This is a genomic window from Chloroflexus sp. (assembly GCF_034432675.1).
Lineage (GTDB): Bacteria > Chloroflexota > Chloroflexia > Chloroflexales > Chloroflexaceae > Chloroflexus.
Genome location: NZ_DAOUBI010000083.1, coordinates 1 through 22,172, shown reverse-complemented (window position 1 = coordinate 22,172; position 22,172 = coordinate 1). Strand labels below are relative to the sequence as shown.

The window sequence follows — 22,172 nt, the reverse complement described above, 5'->3', positions numbered from 1 at the left end:
GAGGCGATACGCGCAACGTTGCCAGAACGGCTTGCTCGCGGGTGCAGAAGCCATTGTTACCACTTTTAATCAATGTTTGTAACAAAGCATTTAGTAGATGTTTTTTGAAAACACCACATCCTGGTTATAAAACAAAACGCGAGCCTGATGCTCGCGTTCCCAGAGAATGAACGTGTTTATCTGAAAGCAACCGTTCATGCCACCATCACAACGTCCCGGTGAGAATAACCTCGACATCACCCGGTGCAGTGCCGGTAGCAGGCTCTACCGTCAACATCACTTCGGTGTAGGCATTCACCTCGCGCGGTGCCGTGACCATCAGCGTTGCCAGGCCAGTGGCATTGACTTGAAACGAACCGGCAGCAATGCGTTGTGTGCCATCGCTTAGCCAGAAGCGGTAGACCCGATCTGGTTCGAGCGCTGGCAATCCGCTAAACACAACCACCGCCTGCGTTTCACCTGGATACATGTACATCTCACCGCGAGCCGTAACGCCGGCCCGTGTTGGCAGCAGCTCACGAGTCGCCACGCCAGGTGCGCTCACAAACGAGACCAACAGGCGCTCCTGGGCAACCTGATCGTTCAACCGTGCCAACTGCTGCTCGTAAGTCGCCAGTTGTGCCGTCAGTTGAGATTGTCGTTCTTCGCTGGCATTCACCGCTGCCTGGAGGTTATTCACCGCAGCCAGTAGTTGCTGGTTTGTCTCATTTAAGGCTGTCACCTGCTGTTGCAATGACAACGTCAGACTGCCCAGCAACGCAATCACCAGGGTTAGACCAACCAGTATCAGCGGTGTTACCCAGCCGGTGCCAATCCGACGTGAGGGTTGTGCTCGTCGCAGCGGAGCCTGTGCAGCCTGGTCAGCGGCGATACGCTCCATCAGGCGGGTACGGACATGGGCCGGTGGCGTAACCGGTGGAGCTGCATAAGGCAACAAAGCAACTACCTCGCGCAACTGCTCGAATTCAGATCGGGCAGTGGGTGAGCTGGCCAGAACCTGCTCGAACGCTGCCAGATCGGCGGGATCGAGGCTGCCGAGCGCGGCTGCAGCGAGGAGAGATTGTTCATGTTCGCGGTCAGGGTCGTGCATGCAGCTACTCTTCTAGTGGTCGTTTGCATCGATGCCGTAGTGAAGCAGGGTCTGCTTCAACTTCTGTAAACCTAAACGAATTCTTGTCTTAATTGTGCCAAGCGGACTCTGTAAGTACTCGGCGATTTCTCGCTGCGATAAGCCTCCAAAATAGGCCAGCTCAATAACTTCACGCTGGTCGGTCGGTAAATCGGCCAGAGCACTGGTGATCAGCCGCCGACGTTCGGTTTCAATGGTTGATTGCTCAACGTTCTGTTGCTGATCGGTAAGCGTTGTCAAAATATCTTCATTGTTACTGGCAGCCACCGGTCGGGCCTGACGTCGACGCAATTCATCAATGCACAGGTTGCGGGCAATACCGAACATCCACGGCAAAAACGCACTGTTGCGTTGAAAGGTGGCCGCTCGTTTCCAGACACGCCAGAACGTCTCCTGTACAACCTCTTCAGCCGCTTCAGCGGTGGCCAGCATTCTCAGCGCCAGACCATACACTGCCCGCGAATGGCGGTCGTACAGGTGAGCGAGCGCTGTACTATCACCGGCAGCAACCAGCTCCATCAGAGATTCATCACTTAATCGTGACAGATGCGCTGCATCAATCGGTTGGGCCACAGCCAACCTCTCATGAAATATACGCACACCACGTCAATCTGGATGCATATCAATGCGGTGATGTGCGAAGATTACCAATTCCTATTATACACGAATCACTTCTCCGCTCGTGGTAAGCGACACAACGAGGGGATGCCGCGTCTACACGACGATAGTAGTTGTCGGCATTTCTCGTCTTTCCTGCGTAGCCTCCTGTTTTGAACGTGACAGCTTATGAAATGCCCTCGAATGAGCGAAACTTATGGTACAGTTATATTGACAGCGTCTCGCTTGACAGTCGCGATGAATATGATATAGTTCAGATTGTGGTGAATATCACAAGGTGAGAATATCTCACTATGTATCTGGCATTAATCACCACAATCGCCGGATCGTCGTCGCCTCCGGCGCCAGACCGGCTCGGCGATCCTAGGAAGGAACAGCCGCATGGCCGGCTACCAGTTACCATTCAATCCGTCAGGTTCATTCACTATACCAGAGGCTCGTACATCGCTGCCATCGAGTCATCGTCTTGTCGGTGAACTTCCACCCCAGACTGCTGGTGGGTTGGCCGGTATCTTCCACCGGGCCGATATTCTGGCCGATCTCGGTGCCATCGAGCAACGTCTGCTTGAATGTACGCAGTCTCGTGTTGCGGTTATCAGTGCCGCCGGTATGCATACGGTGCGCTCTGGTGGTAAGCGACTGCGCGCTGCTCTGGCTGTGCTGGCCGCACGCCTTGGGCACTATCAGCTTGAACAGGTGATCCATCCGGCAGCGGCGGCTGAACTGATTCACGCTGCGTCACTGGTGCATGATGATCTGGTTGACCGGGCTAATCGTCGACGTGGGCAGATCACGGTTCATACGCGTTGGGATAACGACGTGGCGTTGATGGTAGGCGATTATTTTTTTGCCCTCGCTGCCGCCGAGATGGCTCGCAGTCCTGATCCACGGATTGTTACCTTCTATGCCGAGGCGGTCCAGACAATCTGCGAGGGCGAACTCAGTCCGGTTACAGTTGCTGAGCCTTTTGATAAAGCCTTGCGCCAGTATCTCTACAAAACTGGGGCCAAAACGGCAGCGCTCTTCGAGGCTGCCTGCAAGGCTGGTATGGTTGCCGGTGGCGGAAGTGATGAAGAGATTGCTGCGCTGGGAGGATACGGCTACGATCTGGGTATGGCCTTCCAGATCATCGATGATGTCCTCGATTTTATCGGCGACGAGCGCACCCTTGGGAAGCCTGCCGGGAACGATTTACGTCAGGGTACGATTACGTTGCCGCTCATCTATGCCACTGCTGCATCACCAAATCAGCTTCTGCGCGATGTGCTTATGCACACTCCACCATCCGACACGCTGGTGGCCGAGGTGATCCGTGAAGTGATCAATGTTGGTGGTGTGGCCGCGGCCCAGGCTGAAGCGGCCCGGCATATCGACCAGGCGGTGAGTCACCTTGAGCGGTTCCCAGCAAGCCCGGCCCGCCAGGCGTTGATCGACATTGCCCATTTTGTGCTTGAGCGCTCGGTGTAGTACACGGGGGCAGTGTTCACCACAGAGGCACGGAGTACACAGAGGGTGATGGTGTTGCTACGGGAGAAAATGCCCTTCCCTGGGCAAGAGGTGGTCATTGTGGGGCTGGCTTCTAGCCTGCCCCACGAGTTCTGATAATACGAATGATGCTCCATCACGCCGGAAACTTAATAAACCTTGCCGGTACCTGCTTCATCAACCATACCCCATTTGCCGATACGTAAAACACATAACCGGCAGCCGTCATCGCCGCAGCATGCACGGTCAACACAACTAGTCGACCGTGGCGTTGCCCGACGGTAAGCGCTGTCGCTTCGTCTTGGGAAAGATGTACATACTGCCGCTTGCCGGGGAGTAACCCATCACGCTTGATCGATTCCACGAAGCGCTCCGCGGTACCGTGGTAGAGCACGGGCAGCGGTTGTGCCGGTGTCAGTTGTAGATCAACCGGTAGCGAATGACCTTGATTTGCCCGAATCCGCCGACCGTCGGCACTGAAGGCAAAGCGCTGTTTGTCGTTTTCGGCAACTACCTGTTCAAGCAGCGCCCGACTCAACGGCAAGCCGTGGCGGTTGGCGCCCCGGATCAGTTCATCAACCTCTGCCCAGCCGTGTTGGTCGAGGCTTAACCCGATTTGTTCAGGACGGTGGCGCAGCACCAGGCTGAGAAACTTACTGATTCGGATGAGTTCGCGCTGTTTCATCTGTCGGTTAGAAGGTAGAATGATACGCTTTGAGCACTGATCTGTCTGACTCTGCCCGCTATGTCTCGTCATTTGCAGTGTAGTACACCGTTGCACGGTCGTCTTCGACCGAACGGAGGATGGAAGCTGCGATCCAGTCGGCTTTCCCCAGCATACCAAACCATACGAAGTGTCGGCAAAGTTTCATCTGTCAGCTAGAAGGTAGAATGATACGCTTTGAGCACTGATCTGCCTGACTCTGCCCGCTACGTCTCGTCATTTGCAGTGCAGTATACCGTTGAAGGGTCGCCTGCAAGCGAACGGAGGATGGAAACTGCGATCCAGTCGGCTTTTCCCAGCATACCAAACCATACGAAGTGTCGGCAAATCATCGGTAGGGACAAGGCAGGCATCAGGTCAATGTAGCTTTAGTCGTGTGACACTAATGCATAGAGTGCACTGCTGCTATTCGCAAATGTCACACGATGGTGCGCACCAACGAACGTAGGGGCAAATGCGTATTTGCCCCTACTCCTCATCATCGGCAGCAATACCGCCTGTATCCGCTCACGAACGGCTGTTGGTGATTTCTACAACCTTGTAGAGAGTGTGATATAATTCACATAGCCGATGCCGTCATGAAGTCCATTACCGTACACGTACCGATCAGGCGCGCTTCTTTGTCTGTTCTCGCTTGCAGGTATTGATGCCAAACAGCGAATACAATGGGCAAACTGCGAATGCAGCGGTGGCAAACATAATCAACGCCAGGAAACCACAAATGACCTGGAGCCAGAATATCTGACCAAACAGCGAAATGAGACCAAAAACCATGGTCAATACCAGCCGAATATCGCGATCAAGTGTGCCCATGTTGCGAGAAAACATAACTTTGTCCTTTCTCTACACCATATCTCGTGCCTAGCATAACAATCTCTGTGAGTGTTGTCGGTAAAGATATTGCTACTCGCTGTGACGATAACTTATCGGTATTGAGAGGCGTATTCTGGTATGTAGCGTAGCGCAGCGCCTCTTGTGATACAATAGGGTAGTTTCGCCAAAATGATGCTGTGGGGAGCTATGAAGGACGAAACAACAGAATTGCCAGCCGATCAGCCCGATCCTTTCGGTCTCGCTGCCGTTCGCTTGCTCTTGCAAATGCTCGAACGGAGCGACGTTTACGAAATTACGATTGAAAACGGTGATGCCAAGCTGCATGTCAAGCGTGGTCAGCCGGGTGGTGTGATCTATTCGGCACCACTACCAACAGCACCGATTCCCAGTCCGTCCTTGCCGGCTACACCGGTCACTCCATTTGTCCAACCGCCACCTGCACCGGAAGGGCCGCCGGTCGAGATGCCGGCAGGTCATACGATTACTGCACCAATGGTCGGTACGTTCTACGCGGCTCCTTCGCCGAAAGATCGACCGTTTGTCCAGGAAGGTGATGAAGTTCGGGTTGGCGATACGGTTGGTATCGTTGAAGCGATGAAGATGATGAATGAGATCGAGAGCGATGTGGCCGGTCGGGTTGCCCGCATCCTGGTCAAGAATGGTCAGCCGGTCGAGTATGGGCAACCACTGATGGTGATCGAACCACTCTAATCTCATGCGTGCATTTACGGTATCCGATCTCAATAGTGCACTGCGTGCTCATCTGGAAGACGAAGGCTTGTTCTTCGACATCTGGCTGCTGGCGGAAGTGATAGAGTTTCGCCGCTACCCTTCCGGCCATTGCTATTTTACGCTGAAAGATGAGCAGGCGAGCATTCGTGCCGTTCTCTGGCGCTCGAAAGCTGAACAAATCGCCTTGTTGCCGGCTAACGGTGAAGCTGTCCTGGCGCATGGCCGGGTCGGTTTCTATGAAGCACGCGGTGAGTTGCAGTTTGTCGTTGATCAGATTGTTCCAGCCGGTGTTGGTCTACTCAATGCCCAACTGGAACATCTGCGCGCTCGTCTTGAGGCAGAAGGACTCTTTGACGAACGCCGTAAGCGACCGTTGCCGGTTCTGCCGCGTCGTATCGGCATTGTGACATCGCCACAGGCGGCTGCTTTGCAAGATATGCTCACCATTCTTCGTCGCCGTTACCCGTTGGCCGAAGTTATCCTCTCGCCGTGTCTGGTGCAGGGTGAGTTAGCGCCGGCCAGTATTGTCGCCGCGTTGCGGCGTGCTTACGCCGAACCAGTTGATGTTATCATTTTGGCCCGTGGCGGTGGCGCCAGCGACGATCTGGCCGCCTTTAATGATGAACAGGTTGTACGCACAGTGGCCGCCAGCCCGGTACCGATCATTACTGGTGTTGGTCACGAGACCGATACGACCCTGGTTGATGCAGTAGCCGATGTTCGTGCACCGACTCCCTCAGCCGCCGCCGAGCTGGTCGCGCCGCCGCTCTCCGATCTGCGGCAGCGGATTACAGAACTGCATGAACGTGCAGAAGTCGCGCTTTTGACCGGCATCGATACCCAACGCAGTGAAGTAGCCCAGCAGCGGCTCTTGTTGCAGCGTCATCATCCCCGTCGCCGGCTCGATGCAGCCCGACAGACGATTGATGATCTGATGCTGCGGCTGGAGCGAGCCTTCTCCCGCTGGCTTCAGCTTGAGCGGACACGTCTGCAAGGTCTGCAATCCCGTCTGAACACGCTTAGTCCGCAAGCAACCCTTGCCCGTGGGTATGCGATTGCCCAGCACGCCGATGGGCGAGTCATTACCGATTCAGCTCAGGTACAGACAGGTGAGCGCATCGCGCTGACGTTGCGCACCGGGATTGTACATGCCACTGTGGAGTCGACGAATGAGTGAGCCGAATCCAGTTGAGCAGTACGAGCGATTACTGGCCGAGTTGCAGCAGATTGTCGAACGCCTGGAACGCGGCGAATTGTCACTGGCTGAAGCGTTGCACCTGTACGAACGAGGTGCTGAACTGGCCGCTATCTGTCAGCAATTGCTTGACATGGCGGAACTACGGGTTCGCCAGATTGCGGATGCCTGACGAAAGGCGGGTCGCTTATGAGCGTCATGGTTGCCGAGAAGATATACGATTACCCATGGCGTCGTCGTGTAGGACTGGTAACGCTGGGGAGTCTGCTTGTGTTGCTCAGTGTGTTCAGTGCGCTGTACCAACTGGCACGCGGCTTGCTAGCGGCTAGCGAAGGTCTGGTTGTCTGGTTGCGCCGTACTTCCTGGCTCCGCCCGCTGCTTGATGCGCTCTCGCCATTACCCCAAGACCTCAACCTCTGGATGGGTGAGGCGCTGGGTGTGCTGCTGTGGTCACTGGTCGGCTTGCTGATTGCATTGGTCTTGCTCAATGCCTTTCCCGCCGTTCGGGTGAGTAGTCGTGGTCTGCTGGTCGCGTTTTCCGGTAGCTGGCTGCCGGTTGCCTGGGAAGACCTGCAACACATTCACGTGACCGGCGATGCCTCTGGGCAGCGCTTCATCCTGCTGGTTATTCCGGCGAAGCGGGCAAAGCGGCTGACCGGCTGGCACCGTGTGTACGGTCTGTTGTATGGCACAACCTTGCGACCGGCCTTCTTCATCTCGTCGGATATTGATGAGTTCGATCAGTTGTTGAATACCATCTTGCAAGAGAACGCACGGGTTGTTCGTGGTATCGAGGGCGGTCAACCGGTGGTGGTTGATGAGCAGCGGCGTTCTCCATTGTTAGGTCTGCTGCTCCGGGGTGAGTCGACTGCCGAGGCAGCTCCAGTAGCGGTGAATCTGCCGCCGACCAACCAGCCTGATGTGGTGGCGACACTGCCGCGCTTTTCGTTGGTGCAAACTGTTACCTTTGGTTCAGCCACAGTCATTCTCCTGCTGGCATTTTTTCATTATCGCAGCTACTGGGATCGGGCTTTGAGTCTGCTCTTTCCGACCTACCGTAGTAACCCGGCTGCGTTGTGGGTCAGTCGCGATCCGGTCTATAAGGCGATTTTCGAGTCGTATCAAGGGGTAGGTGTATCATTGTTTGGTATCGCTGGGCGTGCCGATCTACCGGCGCCATTCTGGCTCTTGATCGCTGCCCATCTGATGCTTGCCCTGGCAATCATTGCCGGGCTTGCCATCGTTTCCGCAGTACCGATAGTCGCCGTGGCTGGCCAGCAGAACCTGACCATTGGCTACAGTCGGAGATTACAGAGACGACCCTTCAGTATCGATATCCCCTGGACGCAGGTACAGGCGTGTCATGTGATTGATCTGGGTTCTGGCAAACAGATCGCGTTTGTCCAATCCGCACGTCTGCCCTGGTTTTGTCGTTTGTGTGGTCTCATCGTCAGCGGCACATGGCAGCCAGGAGTTATTCTGGCCGGAAATATGAACAACTGGACCGATCTGATAGTTCGTTGTGCCGAGCGGTTGAATCATCTTCCTCCAATGAAAGGGACACCTCGCTTCCAACCGACAGCGTTTGCGCCAAACTTGCAACTGATCGGGCAGCCGGTTGCCACCATCAAAGCTATGGCAGTAGAGCTTGCGGCTGGTGAGCGTTCGATCAATTCGCTCCTCTGGGCCGCCGCCCGCTCAATGCTGCTGGTGTCGTTACCGATTGGTTTGATGTTCTCACTCCCGGCGCTGCTCGACGGGGATCGCTGGCCCCATATGGGGATGATCTTCGGCGGTCTCGCGTTTTGGCTGGCCGGTTTGCTAGAGTGGCCGCTGATTGTTATCATCTCGTTCCTGATCCAAGGCAATTTTACCAACGAAGAGGATCAGGTGCGCATTTTTGCCTTCTATTCGCTTGTGCAGATGCCTCGCCTCTTGCCGATGCTGCTGGCGCTGGTATGTCTGCTGATCAACTTGCCCTGGTTAGCTGCTCTCTTCTGGTTTGGTGCGCTGGCTATTGCCTATTGGGTCACAGCAGCGCTTTGGGTTGAAGTCTATGAATGGGATGGTTCACAGGTGATTCTCGGTGGTTTACTCCCTGTGATCTGGCATATTTTTGTGATGCTTGGGTTCTGGCTCTTACGTTAAGCGAGGGATGATACCAATGGAACGTACACCCATTAGTACTGACGCTGCTCCGGCAGCAATTGGGCCGTATGCACAGGCTATTCGGGCCGGTAATCTGATCTTTGTTTCTGGGCAGTTGCCGATCAATCCGGCTACCAATGAGCTGGTCACCGACGACATCGGGGCAATGACTCGGCAGATTTTTGCGAATATCGCTGCGATTCTCCAGGCCGCTGGTAGCTCGCTTGACCGCATTGTGAAGACCACCGTCTTCCTTGCTGATCTGAACGATTTTGCTGCGATGAATGCGGCCTATGCCGAACATTTCGGTGATGCACCACCGGCCCGTTCGACGGTACAGGTGGCGCGTTTACCGCGCGATGCCCGGATCGAGATCGAAGTTATTGCATTAGCCTGAAATCCACTGCAACGTTTGCCGCTGTTGTCCGGTTTATTATACAGAGCACACACGTATAGTGAACCAGAGAATAATATGCAACAGCGGCTGTGGTGGTTTACCGGTCTGATCGGAATCATCGGGGTGCTGGCCTGGTTCCAGTGTCCTGACGGGAATTTGCACGTCATATTGCTGCCAACCGCCGGCGATGCAATCCTCATTCAATCGCCCGGCGGTTCGTTTACGCTCATTGATGGTGGTCGTGACCCGATAGGGTTGGCGGTTGAGCTGGGGAAGTATCTCCCCTTCTGGCAGCGTCGACTTGCGGCTGTGGTGCTAACTCAGGTCGACGATCAACACGTGTCTGGGCAGTTGGGCGCATTACGTCGCTATCAACCGGCACTGGCGCTCGCACCATCAGACGTTGGCGGTGAATGGCGTGCGGTGTTACGCGATCTGGCAACCCCAATTCACCGGTTACAGGCCGGGCAAAAGCTTAATCTCGGCGGTATTCGGCTGCGGGTACTAGCCGTCCACGAGGGCGAAGAGGGCGGTGCTGTGCTTGTCATTGAGTATCGTGCGACTCGTATTCTCATCCATACCGGTGGTAGCAGCGGTGATGGAGCGCTTGCTACACTGGCCGGTCAACAGATCGACCTGCTGATTTATCCCTGGCAGCGTTCTATTGACAACCCGATGCTTGATCAAATCCGTGTGCGTGTAGTAGCCTTCAGTACCGGTTTTCAAGCCGCTGAACCGGCGCTCCACACGCTGTACGAACGCCGACGACTGGCACCGCAGGTGTACCATCCCAAACTCGATGGCGCAATTCGCCTGATCAGTGATGGTCGTGCAATTAAAATGACAACACAATTGCCATGAATGTTGATCGTTTGACTCTGGTCTTGTTCCTTATCGGTGCCGGCCTGCTCATCCTCGGGGCAGGTGCCATACTCTGGCGGCGTTTGTATCGCGACGACCCGGCAAACACTGCGCGTCGTATCTTCAAAAACAGTGCCGTTACCTTCGGCTTACGGCTGTTTGTGCGTGGCCTAGATACCGTCATCCTGCTCCTCCTGGTCGGTTCACTCGATCCGGCTGTCCTAGGCGCATACAACACTGCCGCCCTCTTGGTCGCTCAGTACCTGGCAACATTTACCGAATTCGGGCTGGGTGTCCTGCTTACCCGCGAAGTCGCCCGCCATCCAAATGCTGCTCAACGCCTGTTCGGGGTTACGCTCGGCTTGCGCTTCATCTTGATCGGTGTGGCTGCCGTGCCGGTCGCCTGGCTAGTCATCACTGCCTATCATGCTATCGGTGTCCTTGGCCTCAGCGAACCGCTCACCGGCGATGGGCAGCAGGCGATCTGGATTCTGCTCTTGACCTTGGTACCGGGCGCCTACAGTGGTGCGGTCACCGCTCTCTACAATGCCGCCGAACGCATGGAGGTACCGGCAGTCATTGAGGTGTTTACGGCGCTACTCAGTTTTCTGGCCCGCATTGGCGTTCTCGTGCTGGGCTGGGGAGTGATCGGGTTGGCCTGGGCCGCAGTCTTCGTCAGCTCGATCACCGCGCTCATCTTTCTGGCCTTGCAGGTACGCACCTTTTTCACCCCAACCCTGAGCTTCGATGGCACAGCGCTCCGCCAGCTCGTGCCGCAAGCCCTGCCACTGATGCTCAATAATTTGTTGAGTGTCATCTTCTTTCGCTTTGATCTCTTCATCGTGCGTGCGTTCGGCGGTAGTAATGCCGATCTTCTAGTGCAGCAATACGTTCTGCCGTATCAGTTACTCAACATTGCTCTGGTCTTACCGCCTGCGGTCACCTTTGCCGTGTTCCCGCTGTTAGCGCGTCGGGCTGGTGGTGTGCGGAGCGAACTGGCATCCGCCCAACAGCGCACCCTCCATCTTCTCTTACTCATCGCGTTTCCGCTGGCGATGCTCATGACCGTATTGGCCGACGATCTGGTCTGGCTCTTCGCCCGCCGTCGCTTCGCCGAATACCTGCCCTCGGTGACAGTTCTGGCGATGCTAGCCTGGTTCCTTCCTCTTTCATTTGTCAACGGGTTGTTACAGTACGTCTTGATCGCGATTGAGCGCCAGACGGCGATTACCCGCGCGTTTGTGATCGGTGCTGCCTTCAACCTTACCGCTAACCTAATCGCGATCCCGCTCGCGATTCGGTGGGGCCGCCCGCAAGACGCCCTGCTGGCAGCGGCGGTGATCACCATCTTGTCAGAAGTGGTGTTGTATATGGTCTTTCATCCGGTGTTACGCCGTGAGGGTCTGGCACCGGCGATTCACCGGCTCATGTGGCGTCCTGCCCTCGCCAGCCTGTTGATGGCAGTCGTGATGGCACCGGCAATCCTCTGGTTACCGGGCTGGCTGGGCAGTGTCGGTGCAATTCTGATTGGCCCGGTTGTCTATATTGCCGGCTTGTGGATGGTAGGGGCTATTGGTGCCGAAGAGCTGGCATTGGCGCGGCGAATTGCCGGTCGGACAGCACCCTGACAAAGTGATGGGTGGGGACAATAGCACTTATTGTTGATCAGCAATGGTAGTCGGGTATAATACCGACCTGTGTTGATAACAACCTGATAGTCGTATCAGCTACGAAATAAACTGTATGGCACCATTTACCATTACCGCTCGTGATCCTAAGAGCCGCGCTCGCGCAGGTCTTCTGCAAACTGCCCATGGTACGGTAGCCACGCCGGTCTTCATGCCGGTCGGCACGCGGGCAACCGTCAAGTCCCTCACCCCCCACGAACTCCGTGATCACGGCGCATCAATCATTCTGGGCAACACCTACCACCTCTACCTCCAGCCCGGCCACGAATTGATCGCCCGCCATGGTGGCCTGCACAACTTTATGGGCTGGAACGGCCCGATTCTGACCGACAGTGGCGGCTTTCAGGTCTTCTCACTCGTCTACGGCGGGATTGCCGACGAAGTGAAAGGCCGTCGTCCTGCCCATCCAACGCGCCTCAACGATATGGTCACCGTCACCGAAGAGGCGGTCATCTTCAAGTCGTACCTTGACGGTTCACGCCACGTCTTCACCCCCGAACGCAGCATCGAAGTACAGCACCACCTCGGCGCCGACATCATCGTCTGCTTCGACGAGCTGCCGCCATTTCGCGCCGGCTACGACTATACCGCTCAAAGCCTGGCCCGTACCCACCGCTGGGCCGAACGTTGTTTGATCGCGCACCAACGACGGGATCGGTCAGCCTTGCCCAACCCCGATCAACTGCTCTTCGGAATCGTCCACGGCGGCATCTTCCCCGATCTACGCCGGGTCAGCGCCCGCTACATCAGCGACATGGCCTTCGACGGCCTCTGCATCGGCGGCTCGCTCGGTGCCAACAAAACTCAGATGTACGAAGTGGTTGATATGACCGTGCCCTACCTGCCCGACGGCATGGCCCGCCACCTACTCGGCGTCGGCGACGTTGACGACCTGCTCGAAGGGGTAGCGCGTGGGATCGACATGTTCGACTGCGTCAGCCCAACCCGGCTTGGCCGCCACGGTGCAGCCCTGATCCGCAACCGCGAGCGCAACTGGCGGCTCAACGTCACCAACGCCGCCCTCCGCGACGATCGGCAGCCACTGCAAGAAGGCTGCCCCTGCTACACCTGCCGCCACTTCTCACGCGCCTACATCCATCACCTCTACCGCTCAAAAGAGCTGCTTGGCATCAGACTGGTAAGCCTGCACAACGTCACATTCCTGCTCAACCTGATGGCCGACATCCGCAGCGCCCTGGCTGCCGGACGCTTCGGCGAACTCTACACCGAATGGTTGAGCAAACCGCTGCCGGTTTTATCTTCGCCCGAATAGCCTCTCCTCATCCCCGATGCGACCGGATTATGGCTGGGTGAATGGGTATAGCCATCAGACACGATATACGAGGCGGTGCCCAAGTCACCCCACCTCTGCCTGCCCGCCCTCGCGATACAGAGAGGCCATCAACCGCAAACGCACCGGTTATCGATAAAACCACTCCCAGCAAATCAGGTTTATCACAGCACACTGTCTAACGTCAACTGAAGGCCGCCACACGATCACCACACTGCGGTACGCAAGCACTGGTATCACTGGTGAGCTGGGAGCGCGCACCATAGGTGCGCTCGTCACTGACACCAGCAATCCCTGCGAGCCAGGAGCGCACGCCTACGGCGCACTCGTCACCTGCACCAGTAGTTCCTGCTCCCAGCGGGTAAGGGTGGGGGCGTGTCGGCTACCGCGGCGGGACCCAGCACCGGTGCACCTTGTATATGGATGTGGCGAAAGAGTTACGGCCGTTGCACAACCGGCACAAACACCCGATCACACGCCACAAGTAGGCCATTACGCACGGCTGCGCGATACACCGCATCTGACAACGTAAGCGTATCGGTCACGCGTTGGTGATACGTCGTCACAAGCAACGACTCTGCCTGCCAGATGTGCTGGATAGTGCCTGCCGGATCGTCCATCGCTCGTGTAAAAGCGTCATAACAGCGAAATGTGACCAATGGTAAGGTGTCTCGCCTATCAGTAAAGGCAGCTTGAGCAGCCGACTCATCGGTAAAGCGCTCAAGCGTAGCTCCTATCGTCTCACCGGCGCCGCCGGTACACTGAAATTGATAAGTCGAGTCGTTGATCGTATCAACTTGTTGGTAGCACCCGATCTCATACGCTGCCTGTTGCAATACAACAGCTTCCTGATGCGTTGGTGGAACAGTTGCCGACAACGGTTGTGAACTATCGAATGCCCAGTATGCCGGGCCGGGATACCCTAGATGCACCTCAAAACTCGCCGTGGCCCGTAATGCGACTTCACCGACCCCGATTGCTTGCAACTGAAACGAAGCCGTATCGCTTTCTCCACTTGCTAAAGCCCGATAGTTTGTGATCGAGAGCAGTGAGATCGGTGCAAGGATCGATGACGGTTCAAGCAAAAGCTGGTAGGTTGGCTGCCCAATCTGCCCACAATCAGCATTGGTCAAGGTAACAGTAATCTGAACAATACTGCCGACTACTGGCGTAACCTGATTTGTCGTCAGATCAAGACTACTTGTATGCGTGGTGCAGTTGAGGGTAGATGGTGGTGCATATACGCCGGCGCTCTAGGCAATGAGCACACGAACACCGGATATCGTAACAACGATCACGAAAGTAAGAACGAGGGTAAACGCGAATACTGTTCGTTGCTGCATTGTGGCCTTCTTTCGTTGCAGAGTTTCGCATTGTATGCAGAATAGCCGTACAACATATTGTAATACATCTGAGACACCTGCTCAGGCAATCATCTGAAGATACGGGGTCGGCGTACTCTAAACCATTGTATAAATGTACCGATCACGGTGGGCACGAAGCCTGACTTCCACTTATCAGAGGGGTGTAGCACGTAATATCAAATCTGGCAGGATAGAGGTCATGACACACCAGCCAATCATTACCCTGATCCTGCACCTGAACGATCCACCTCTGGACGCCAGGAGGGGCGACGCAGGCGTCGCCCCTACAATGCTCGCTGGTGGTACACCTAAACGATGTACATTGATGCATGCAATACGTTCTCCTCTCCTTCTCCATTGACGTGGAACACTATCGGGCTAAAAACTGAAAAGGAAGCATAACTGATACACTCCTCTGCTCCCCGCTTGATAAGGCTCGGTTCTGACAGTATGTGCTGGCTAACGCTTCAGCTCAGCCATTGGCATCAGCGACGCCGGTGACCAAGCGCCTGATCGATCCGCTCCAGTACCCGCAGATTTGCTTCCTGCGGTGGTAATCTATCGGTATCTAATTCGCGTTCGGTATGAATCGCATGCAGAAAGCGTAGCAACCAGATCAACAGACCGATCAGTGTCAGAGCCAGCATACCCCAGGGGAGCAGATTGATCACCAGTGGCACTACAGTCGTGGTTGTCAACCATGCCGTGGTAGCCGGATCAGGCCAGGCGGCACCGGCATAGCGGGCAAGGTATGTGATGACCAGGGCTGTATTCACCATACCAATCGCTGCGCCGATTAACCGATGCGACCACTCGGCAGCATTTTCCAGGCCAAGCTCAAAAATCGTATCAACCCCGTAGCCAACCACTATCGCGATCAACAGGAGACTACTCAGAGCCAGAAAGAGAGGCCAGCCGGTAGCCATGCCTATCGGCGTTAGCAGATGCACAACCCCATTGCGCCAGAGGTCAACCAGCACGGTACCGATAAGCGTGCCGAGTAACACAAACCCACTCTGCCATGCCCCCCGCCGAAACCCTGCTGTAACAAACAGAACTAGAAGTACTATCGCTCCCCCATCGATAAACAGATGACCCATGCCCTCTCTCCTTCGCTAACGCAGAGTGTATACTACATATTGTAGCAATTCAGATGCAGAATGCCAAAACCTCATCATTGAATGATGACTTAATCGCTGTACCAGAATGAACGATGGCCTGAGTATATTCTGGTGGATGGGTGCATCCACGCAGATGCAGCGTACAACGCTGGTTAGGTTAGTTAGAAGTACGTCTTTCGTACCCCAAACCTCGCGACCGCAAGCTGACGTGGATGAGACATGCGGGTTATCCGCGACCTGAAAGCACGAGTCTCCGGCTGATTCCCCATCCAACCCAAACAATCGGCACAACCCCCACTTTCGCACAGCCATACTCGTGCCGTGTGTCTGCTAAGAGGAAGCCATGCATCCGCACTGATTCGCGCTATGTACCACCGGCCGCTAGGATGCGCTGGTCCTTTGCTTGTTGATGTTTAGGGCGCCACGGTATTTCTCATTACCCCTTCTATTCCTCTCCTATGCCTAACCCATCATCTCATGCGATGCCAGGTCAGGTGTACCTCTTGCTAACCGTACCTGAATATCGGTATCCGGTATGGCCTTGGGCCCTCTACCACTACGGTGATGGCACGATGGCAAATGCTCAGCCTGGTGCTGAACCGGCCCTCCGACCTGCGATAATCAACTCGCGACTTGCCAATGGCATACCCGGTGGCGATTCAGCACGGATGACCATCGTTGATCAAGCGCTGGTACCGCGAGGGATGCATAGCCGGTAATGACACTCGTGTGACTGTCCGTCTAATCGTTTCAATGTGAACAATTCTCTACCCGGTGGGTAAGAAATCTGTATGTGAGCAGACGTGCAAAGATGCTATAATGACCGCGTCGGTCAATGGCAACAGGTTATGCCATTGTGGCTCACGGCCCGTTGGCCTGAGCATCTTCGTTTGAGTATTTAAGGAGGCTTACATGGTTCGCGTCGCTATCAACGGTTTCGGCCGGATCGGACGCCAGAGCTTCAAGGCAATGCTGGAGTACTACCCCGAAGAGTTCGAGATTGTCGCTATCAACGACTTGACCGACGCGCAAACGCTGGCCCATCTTCTTCGTTATGATTCGACCTATGGTGCCTTCGATGGCGAAGTGACGGTGACTGAAAAGGCGATTGTGGTAGAGCAGGACGATATTCGCTACGAGTTGTTGACTCTGGCCGAGCGCGACCCAGCAGCATTGCCCTGGAAGGAGCTTGGGGTTGATATCGTGATCGAGTCGACCGGCCGTTTCACCGATGCAGAAAAGGCCAAAGCTCACCTCGCTGCGGGGGCGAAGAAGGTGATCATCACGGCGCCGGCGAAAGGTGAGGACATCACCATCTGTCTGGGTGTGAACGACGCGAAGTACGATCACGAGAAGCATCACATCATCTCGAATGCATCATGCACAACCAACTGTCTGGCGCCGGTAGCGAAGGTGCTCAATGATCGCTTCGGGATCGAGCGTGGTCTGATGACGACCATTCACTCGTACACGATGGATCAAAACTTGCAGGATAACGTACACAAGGATTTGCGCCGGGCCCGGGCTGCGGCTATCAACATGGTACCGACGACAACCGGTGCTGCGAAAGCAGTAGCGCTGGTCATTCCCGAATTGAAAGGGAAGTTCCATGGCTATGCTGTGCGCGTACCGACGCCGACGGTGTCGATGGTTGACTTCTCGGTGCTGCTGAGCACGAAGACTTCGGTAGAGGAGATCAACCAGGCCTTCATCGAAGCCAGCGAGAGCGAAGAGCTCGAGGGCATTCTCGGCGTGAGCCACGATCCATTGGTCAGCACCGACTTCATCGGTACCACCTACAGCAGTGTGGTCGATTTACCGCTCACGATGAGCATGGGCGACGATTTCTTCAAGATTGTGGCCTGGTACGACAACGAATGGGGCTATTCGGTGCGAGTTGCCGATCTGACCGCGTTGGTGGTAGACCGCTTCGAGTAGAGTGTTCACACGGTGACACAACATGGCAGGGACTGCGCGATTGCCAGTCCCTGCCGTTTATGTTAGTTCAAATCTGAAGAATACAATGCGCGTCACGCGATTCAAGGCATACCCGTTCGCCGCATCCCTTGCATGGCAATGAGTAGGGGCGGGTTCTAAACCCGCCCCTGCAGAACCCGCCCCTACAGAACCCGCCCCCACGCACCCCTACCTGCCTATCCATATCATGTAGGTTACAGCCACGGTGCGGAGGAGACGAATCGTCACGATTCACCGCATATCCAGTAACAGGTTGTCAGGCACCGGGTCACTCAAGATTTGATACTATTGCCACTGTTGCAGGCGCACGACCAGATCGCGGCCAAAACGACGCAGTTGATCTTGCTGTCGCTCAAGGATGACGTAAGCCAGGAGCATCAACATCCCCAACGTACCTAACAAGAGCCACTGGTTGAGCATCCTCGCTGCATTGGCAACCATCCAGAGTACACCAATCACAAAACCGGTCACGCCGCCAATAAACGGTGCCCGTAAACGGGCAAGGGTACCGTAGGTTGCGACCAGCAGCGACTCCAGACCAAACAACATAATGTAGTTAATATTGCTCACCGATCCGGCAGCCTGGATGAAGGTTGCGCCGAGCAGTAAACAGACGGCTGCACCATCCACCAGTCGTGCCACCTGAATCTGGCGCTGAAATCGCCGAATACCGGCTGCCAGCCCGAAGAGGTAGACCCCTACCGGCACAACGTACAGTTGCAGCTCACGCAATTCCCACACCAAAAACTGACCGAGACTGGCTGCAACGAACAGGGTACCGGCCAGGTAGGCGTACAAACTGTTCCGTTCACGCAGCGTAGCCGTCACGAGTAAAACACCACCGTTCACCAGCGCCACAACACTGGTTCGCAGATCGGTCAGGGCCAGCAACCCTACAAATCCAGCCGCAGCCAGCGGAATCCAGAGTGAAGGTTGTTGCCAGATGGCCGTACTGCGTAACCGTGACGCTATCCAGCCCACTAGTAACAATGGGACAAGCAAAAGCACAAACCAGGCTGCCTGCCATGCGAGGGTGAGCGGTGTTAGCGATAGTGCAGTGAGGAGACTCCCCACCAGTGCTATCAGATTGAGACCAGCAACAAGGCGGCTCTGCTCAAGCCAGGCGACGATGCCGATAGTTATCGCGACCAGCAGCAGCGGCAGACTAAGCTGACCAATGACACCATCGAACAGAAATGCCAGTGCTACTAGCATGACCGTGCTACTGATGACATAACTATCTGCAGTGATGTGGTTAACTGGGGCATCTGAGAATTGGCGACGGACAACCGCGCTATTCAGCATGATAAAGCTCGCCGTAACCAGCAGACTCCAACCGGTTACCGTGCTGTTTTCGGCGCTCAACCAGTGAATAGTGCTGCCCAGGGCAATCAAAAGCTGAATCTGCGTCAGACTCGTTAATCGCCAGCGCCGATACACAAATGCGCCGATTGTAATCATCACGGCTGAACCGGCAGCCGTCAGGGCCAGGTTCGGCAACAGTGAGGCGGGTAAGGGCAGGAAGATAAAGGCGTTCAGCTCGAAGATTGCCGGTAACGGTGCCAGTAATGCGACGCTAAGCGCAGATTGGGCATACGGTCGATCAAACGGCGACCAGCCACGCAGTACGAGTGTGATCAAGCCATAACCGACGGCAAGGGCGAGTAATAGCACCGACAGCGTGTGCCAGCTCCCGTTCCAGGTGATCAGATTGCTGGTTATCGCCATTGCCCATGCGCCGGCCAGAAGCAACGCGATGGGATAGCCGAAGCGCCAGTTACGATATATCACACTCAGGACGGCAATAGTTGCGCTCCCGATGAGGGCGGCATACACTGCGGCGTGGGTTGGGCTGAGAAATGCACTCAGAAAGAGGATGGAACCAATACTACCCAGCACTCCTGCCCAGACCAGCGCTGACGGTGCCCAATAATTGTATCGAACAGCGTATTTGTTGAGAACACTTCCACCGATACTCAGACCACCTGCGAACAGTACACTCGCCAACAGATAGTGATCGGTATTCGCCAGCCATCCGACGCGATCCAGCATCACGTCACTCAACACCAGCCCGGTGGTAATCGTCATAAACGCCCAGACATGCTCACGGTTGATGATAGCCCGCCAGCCGTAGAGGGCGGTCGCGACTGCGAGCGTGGGCAGACGCAGATCGGAACTAAGCCAGCTACTCCATCCAGCGCCGACTGCTACCAGGAATGCGCCGCCATAGCACCAGATCGGCGGTGCATATGAGAGGAAACCTCTGATGGGAATGGCACTGACGATAAAAGCCACTGCACCGACAACCAGGATAATCAAAGCTCGCAGCTCCCAGGTTTCGACAAACGAACCAGGCCAAATTGCCAGCAAACCGAGCTGTACCGCCAGTAAACTACCACCCACCTCGTTGCGCCAGGGTTGAAGGAGCGTCAGCCGGCGAACCTCTAGTAGACCGATGATCAGAAGCGTAGCAGCAATCAGGATTGGATAGCTGCGCCGAATCGCAATCCAGTCGGTCGCACTCACAGCGGCGACAATGGCCAGAAAAAGGATCAGAGCCAGAAATGGTCTGGAGTATGCCGGATTGCGCCGTTCAGCAATTACTGCCAGCAGTGGGTAGAGTAGTGTCAAACCGGCGAAGCTCAGATTGATCCACATCAGTTCATCGTCGGCGTGAACCACACCCACCATTGCCGCCATGGGGATCAGGATTGCCGTTGCCCACAGCCAGAGCGGCTGCCTGTCGAGCCACGCCAACGCTACCGCGAAAGCAGCACTAAGCAGCGTCACGATGATCGTTGTAGTCGCCTCAGCCGGGATTGGATTGACCAGGAAGAAACCCATGCTCATCACAAGGGCCAGTGGTGGTACAGCGATTTTGATAATTCGCGGTCCCAGCGCCAGCCTTGCGCGGTGATGATCATCGAGGAGTCTGGTGGTAACGAGCGCAATTCCTGACAACATAAAAGACCAGATCGGTTGCCAGCTTGGCGGTATCGACCACCACCAGAAGCTACTGACCAACACTGCACAGGCAGCAGTACTGGCCGCCAGACTGTAGAAGAGTCGCTGGTTGCGCCATGCGCCAATCGTGTACACAAGGAAACTCAGCGTACTTGTGACCAGAAGCGCGAGAGAACCCTCAAGATTGAATAAACCGGGTCGCGTAAACGAAAACACCACCACCGGCACCATCAGCATCGCTACCGATTGCAAATTGCGACCTGCCGTAGTCAGGGTTGTCCTTTGCTGCATCCAATGGCCTGCCCCCCACAAACCACCGGTAAATGCGCTCAAAAATGCGACCTGAACGATGGCAGGGAAGCGGTTCCAGTTGAAGATCACCAGCACCAGGCTGGAGATCATCACCAGGAAGGTACCGATGATCAAAAGCGTGCGGCGGGCGCCCATCGAGAGCAAGGCAGCCAGAAGTGGCGGTACGGCTTGTACATCGTCCGGTTGGCGTTCTGCGGCAACCGGCGCCGCCGACGAGGTTGCGGGAAGACTTGACGAAGCAGCCTGCCCTTCATGCAATGGTTGGGCTTGTGTGCCGGGAGTGAGTGGCGTTACTGTAGCGGGGCTTACCACCCCATACTCATAAGCGAGAGGCGGTTGCGTCGGTTTAACCGGTGGTGCTGCGCTGTCCGGTTGCGTGACAACATTCTGAGGCGCTGTCGGTACAGGGGCCGGCGCAGACATACCCGGCGATGGTGCTGACTGGACTTCTGGTGTGGCTACTGCGGTGTCACCAGGTTGCGAGCGTAACAAGGCAAGCAGGTGTTCAGCAGTTGCGCGATCAATCTGGCGTGATTGCTGCCAGAAGCGAACCAGGTCGGCAAACTGACGACGCAGATCGCCACGACGAGCTGTTGCCTGTCCGATCACAAAACCAATCACCCCGACAAAGAAGATAATCGGAATCAGACAAACCAGGATGACAAGAGCTTCCATAGACAGGCTACTCCGACGTTATCCCGAACAATGGTATTTTGGCTAATCATAGCAGCTTCTGATGAACAATTCAGTAAAAATTTTGCGCCTTTTTTCATTTCCGGCAGCGACGAATGATAGCCGTGCCAGCGGGAGCCATCCAACGTCGCTTCCCTCCCCTAGCGGGTGTATGTTGGTATGGACTGGGAGCGTGCGCCTCCGGCGCACCGGCCTCGCCCACCTGCACCAACCCACGCCAGCGGGAGCCCTTCGGCGTTGCTGGTTCCCGCCCCCAACGGGCTATGCATTACCCATAACTGGTATCAACCACGTGCGTATCAGCGGGTATGATCGCTATGGGTGTTGTTTTGAGCGACTGACCCGGCGGCAGTACGCCGCTCCAGCCGTGGTATTACGTGCTGCATAGGTTGCCTTACACGCGCATCATGTGCGTGTCGCGCAGTTTGGAGTGCGGCAGCCATGCTGCCGCGCCAGCCGCGCTCACGATCCGGCACGTGGCATACTGTTCCCCATCCTGGTCACGGGGGTGCTGGATGTGCTTGTTTCGATCATCGAGTCGGTCAGGCATGCTTGCGATCCCTGCGCGTAGACGTGTTGTTGCAATAAGTTTGTGCCTGCGCATCAGCGGCCACGGCCAGCCCCTGCCGGCGGTGGCGA

The 22,172-nt window shown here is 55.9% G+C and carries 18 protein-coding genes and 1 pseudogene; 11 read left to right on the top strand and 8 right to left on the bottom strand.

Annotated elements, in window-relative coordinates:
* Positions 1-205 precede the first annotated feature (205 nt).
* Both VAE55_RS06655 and VAE55_RS06650 read right to left on the bottom strand, forming a co-directional pair.
* Entirely contained in the window at positions 206-1,090 is an 885-nt protein-coding gene (locus VAE55_RS06655; protein ID WP_322815016.1) for an anti-sigma factor domain-containing protein, read from the bottom strand.
* 12 nt (positions 1,091-1,102) lie between these two features.
* Entirely contained in the window at positions 1,103-1,702 is a 600-nt protein-coding gene (locus VAE55_RS06650) for an RNA polymerase sigma factor (protein ID WP_012259574.1), read from the bottom strand.
* 426 nt (positions 1,703-2,128) lie between these two features.
* On the opposite strand from VAE55_RS06650, the gene VAE55_RS06645 reads away from it, so the two are divergent.
* Complete coding sequence (locus tag VAE55_RS06645; protein ID WP_322815015.1) at positions 2,129-3,214, top strand: polyprenyl synthetase family protein; 1,086 nt, start codon at positions 2,129-2,131, stop codon at positions 3,212-3,214.
* A gap of 154 nt (positions 3,215-3,368) precedes the next feature.
* On the opposite strand, the gene VAE55_RS06640 is transcribed toward VAE55_RS06645, so the two are convergent.
* Both VAE55_RS06640 and VAE55_RS06635 read right to left on the bottom strand, forming a co-directional pair.
* Positions 3,369-3,917 (bottom strand): RNA 2'-phosphotransferase, encoded by a 549-nt coding sequence (locus tag VAE55_RS06640; RefSeq protein ID WP_322815014.1) that lies wholly within the window; start codon positions 3,915-3,917, stop codon positions 3,369-3,371.
* A 645-nt stretch (positions 3,918-4,562) separates the two neighbouring features.
* Entirely contained in the window at positions 4,563-4,784 is a 222-nt protein-coding gene (locus VAE55_RS06635) for a DUF2892 domain-containing protein (protein ID WP_322815013.1), read from the bottom strand.
* Positions 4,785-4,958: 174 nt separating this feature from the next.
* On the opposite strand from VAE55_RS06635, the gene accB reads away from it, so the two are divergent.
* From accB to tgt, 8 genes are all read left to right on the top strand, one after another.
* Complete coding sequence (gene accB, locus VAE55_RS06630) at positions 4,959-5,501, top strand: acetyl-CoA carboxylase biotin carboxyl carrier protein (RefSeq protein WP_416181174.1); 543 nt, start codon at positions 4,959-4,961, stop codon at positions 5,499-5,501.
* Positions 5,502-5,505: 4 nt separating this feature from the next.
* Complete coding sequence (gene xseA / locus VAE55_RS06625) at positions 5,506-6,699, top strand: exodeoxyribonuclease VII large subunit (RefSeq protein ID WP_322815011.1); 1,194 nt, start codon at positions 5,506-5,508, stop codon at positions 6,697-6,699.
* Positions 6,692-6,889 (top strand): exodeoxyribonuclease VII small subunit, encoded by a 198-nt coding sequence (gene xseB, locus VAE55_RS06620; protein ID WP_322815010.1) that lies wholly within the window; start codon positions 6,692-6,694, stop codon positions 6,887-6,889. Before xseA ends, xseB begins: the two co-directional genes overlap by 8 nt.
* A gap of 17 nt (positions 6,890-6,906) precedes the next feature.
* A complete protein-coding gene (locus tag VAE55_RS06615; RefSeq protein WP_322815009.1) occupies positions 6,907-8,865 on the top strand; it encodes a hypothetical protein in 1,959 nt (652 codons plus the stop codon).
* A 16-nt stretch (positions 8,866-8,881) separates the two neighbouring features.
* Positions 8,882-9,262, top strand: coding sequence for a RidA family protein (locus tag VAE55_RS06610; protein WP_322815008.1), 381 nt, complete (start codon positions 8,882-8,884; stop codon positions 9,260-9,262).
* 75 nt (positions 9,263-9,337) lie between these two features.
* Positions 9,338-10,123 carry a hypothetical protein gene (locus VAE55_RS06605; RefSeq protein ID WP_322815007.1) on the top strand — a complete coding sequence of 262 codons (786 nt, stop codon included), beginning with the start codon at positions 9,338-9,340 and terminating at the stop codon, positions 10,121-10,123.
* Positions 10,120-11,751 carry a flippase gene (locus VAE55_RS06600; RefSeq protein WP_322815006.1) on the top strand — a complete coding sequence of 544 codons (1,632 nt, stop codon included), beginning with the start codon at positions 10,120-10,122 and terminating at the stop codon, positions 11,749-11,751. The genes VAE55_RS06605 and VAE55_RS06600 overlap by 4 nt, the downstream gene beginning before the upstream one ends.
* Positions 11,752-11,866: 115 nt before the next feature.
* The gene (gene tgt / locus VAE55_RS06595) at positions 11,867-13,084 is read left to right on the top strand and encodes a tRNA guanosine(34) transglycosylase Tgt (protein ID WP_322815005.1); all 1,218 of its coding nucleotides are present in this window, start codon (positions 11,867-11,869) and stop codon (positions 13,082-13,084) included.
* Positions 13,085-13,539: 455 nt separating this feature from the next.
* Here tgt and VAE55_RS06590 read toward each other — a convergent pair whose 3' ends face one another.
* Positions 13,540-14,235 (bottom strand): hypothetical protein, encoded by a 696-nt coding sequence (locus tag VAE55_RS06590; RefSeq protein ID WP_322815004.1) that lies wholly within the window; start codon positions 14,233-14,235, stop codon positions 13,540-13,542.
* Positions 14,236-14,951: 716 nt separating this feature from the next.
* Entirely contained in the window at positions 14,952-15,566 is a 615-nt protein-coding gene (locus VAE55_RS06585) for a CvpA family protein (RefSeq protein ID WP_322815003.1), read from the bottom strand.
* A gap of 524 nt (positions 15,567-16,090) precedes the next feature.
* On the opposite strand from VAE55_RS06585, the gene VAE55_RS06580 reads away from it, so the two are divergent.
* Together VAE55_RS06580 and gap are read left to right on the top strand one after the other, a co-directional pair.
* Positions 16,091-16,306: a hypothetical protein gene (locus VAE55_RS06580; protein WP_322815002.1), complete on the top strand. Its 216-nt coding sequence runs from the start codon at positions 16,091-16,093 to the stop codon at positions 16,304-16,306.
* Between the two features lie 193 nt (positions 16,307-16,499).
* Positions 16,500-17,525, top strand: a complete 1,026-nt coding sequence (gene gap, locus VAE55_RS06575) for a type I glyceraldehyde-3-phosphate dehydrogenase (RefSeq protein ID WP_322815001.1) — start codon at positions 16,500-16,502, stop codon at positions 17,523-17,525.
* A gap of 324 nt (positions 17,526-17,849) precedes the next feature.
* Here the strand turns inward: gap and VAE55_RS06570 are convergent, their stop codons facing one another.
* Entirely contained in the window at positions 17,850-21,515 is a 3,666-nt protein-coding gene (locus VAE55_RS06570; protein WP_322815000.1) for an SCO7613 C-terminal domain-containing membrane protein, read from the bottom strand.
* Between the two features lie 412 nt (positions 21,516-21,927).
* Positions 21,928-22,172 (bottom strand): annotated as a pseudogene (locus VAE55_RS06565) (hypothetical protein); the annotation flags it as partial.

Coding starts and splice junctions, on each gene's coding strand:
- VAE55_RS06600 (WP_322815006.1), top strand. CDS start 10,120: ATGAATGTTGATCGTTTGACTCTGGTCTTGTTCCTTATCGGTGCCGGC.
- gap (WP_322815001.1), top strand. CDS start 16,500: ATGGTTCGCGTCGCTATCAACGGTTTCGGCCGGATCGGACGCCAGAGC.
- accB (WP_416181174.1), top strand. CDS start 4,959: ATGATGCTGTGGGGAGCTATGAAGGACGAAACAACAGAATTGCCAGCC.
- VAE55_RS06655 (WP_322815016.1), bottom strand. CDS start 1,090: ATGCACGACCCTGACCGCGAACATGAACAATCTCTCCTCGCTGCAGCC.
- VAE55_RS06640 (WP_322815014.1), bottom strand. CDS start 3,917: ATGAAACAGCGCGAACTCATCCGAATCAGTAAGTTTCTCAGCCTGGTG.
- VAE55_RS06570 (WP_322815000.1), bottom strand. CDS start 21,515: ATGGAAGCTCTTGTCATCCTGGTTTGTCTGATTCCGATTATCTTCTTT.
- VAE55_RS06585 (WP_322815003.1), bottom strand. CDS start 15,566: ATGGGTCATCTGTTTATCGATGGGGGAGCGATAGTACTTCTAGTTCTG.
- VAE55_RS06605 (WP_322815007.1), top strand. CDS start 9,338: ATGCAACAGCGGCTGTGGTGGTTTACCGGTCTGATCGGAATCATCGGG.
- tgt (WP_322815005.1), top strand. CDS start 11,867: ATGGCACCATTTACCATTACCGCTCGTGATCCTAAGAGCCGCGCTCGC.
- VAE55_RS06610 (WP_322815008.1), top strand. CDS start 8,882: ATGGAACGTACACCCATTAGTACTGACGCTGCTCCGGCAGCAATTGGG.
- VAE55_RS06645 (WP_322815015.1), top strand. CDS start 2,129: ATGGCCGGCTACCAGTTACCATTCAATCCGTCAGGTTCATTCACTATA.
- VAE55_RS06615 (WP_322815009.1), top strand. CDS start 6,907: ATGAGCGTCATGGTTGCCGAGAAGATATACGATTACCCATGGCGTCGT.
- xseB (WP_322815010.1), top strand. CDS start 6,692: ATGAGTGAGCCGAATCCAGTTGAGCAGTACGAGCGATTACTGGCCGAG.
- VAE55_RS06635 (WP_322815013.1), bottom strand. CDS start 4,784: ATGTTTTCTCGCAACATGGGCACACTTGATCGCGATATTCGGCTGGTA.
- xseA (WP_322815011.1), top strand. CDS start 5,506: ATGCGTGCATTTACGGTATCCGATCTCAATAGTGCACTGCGTGCTCAT.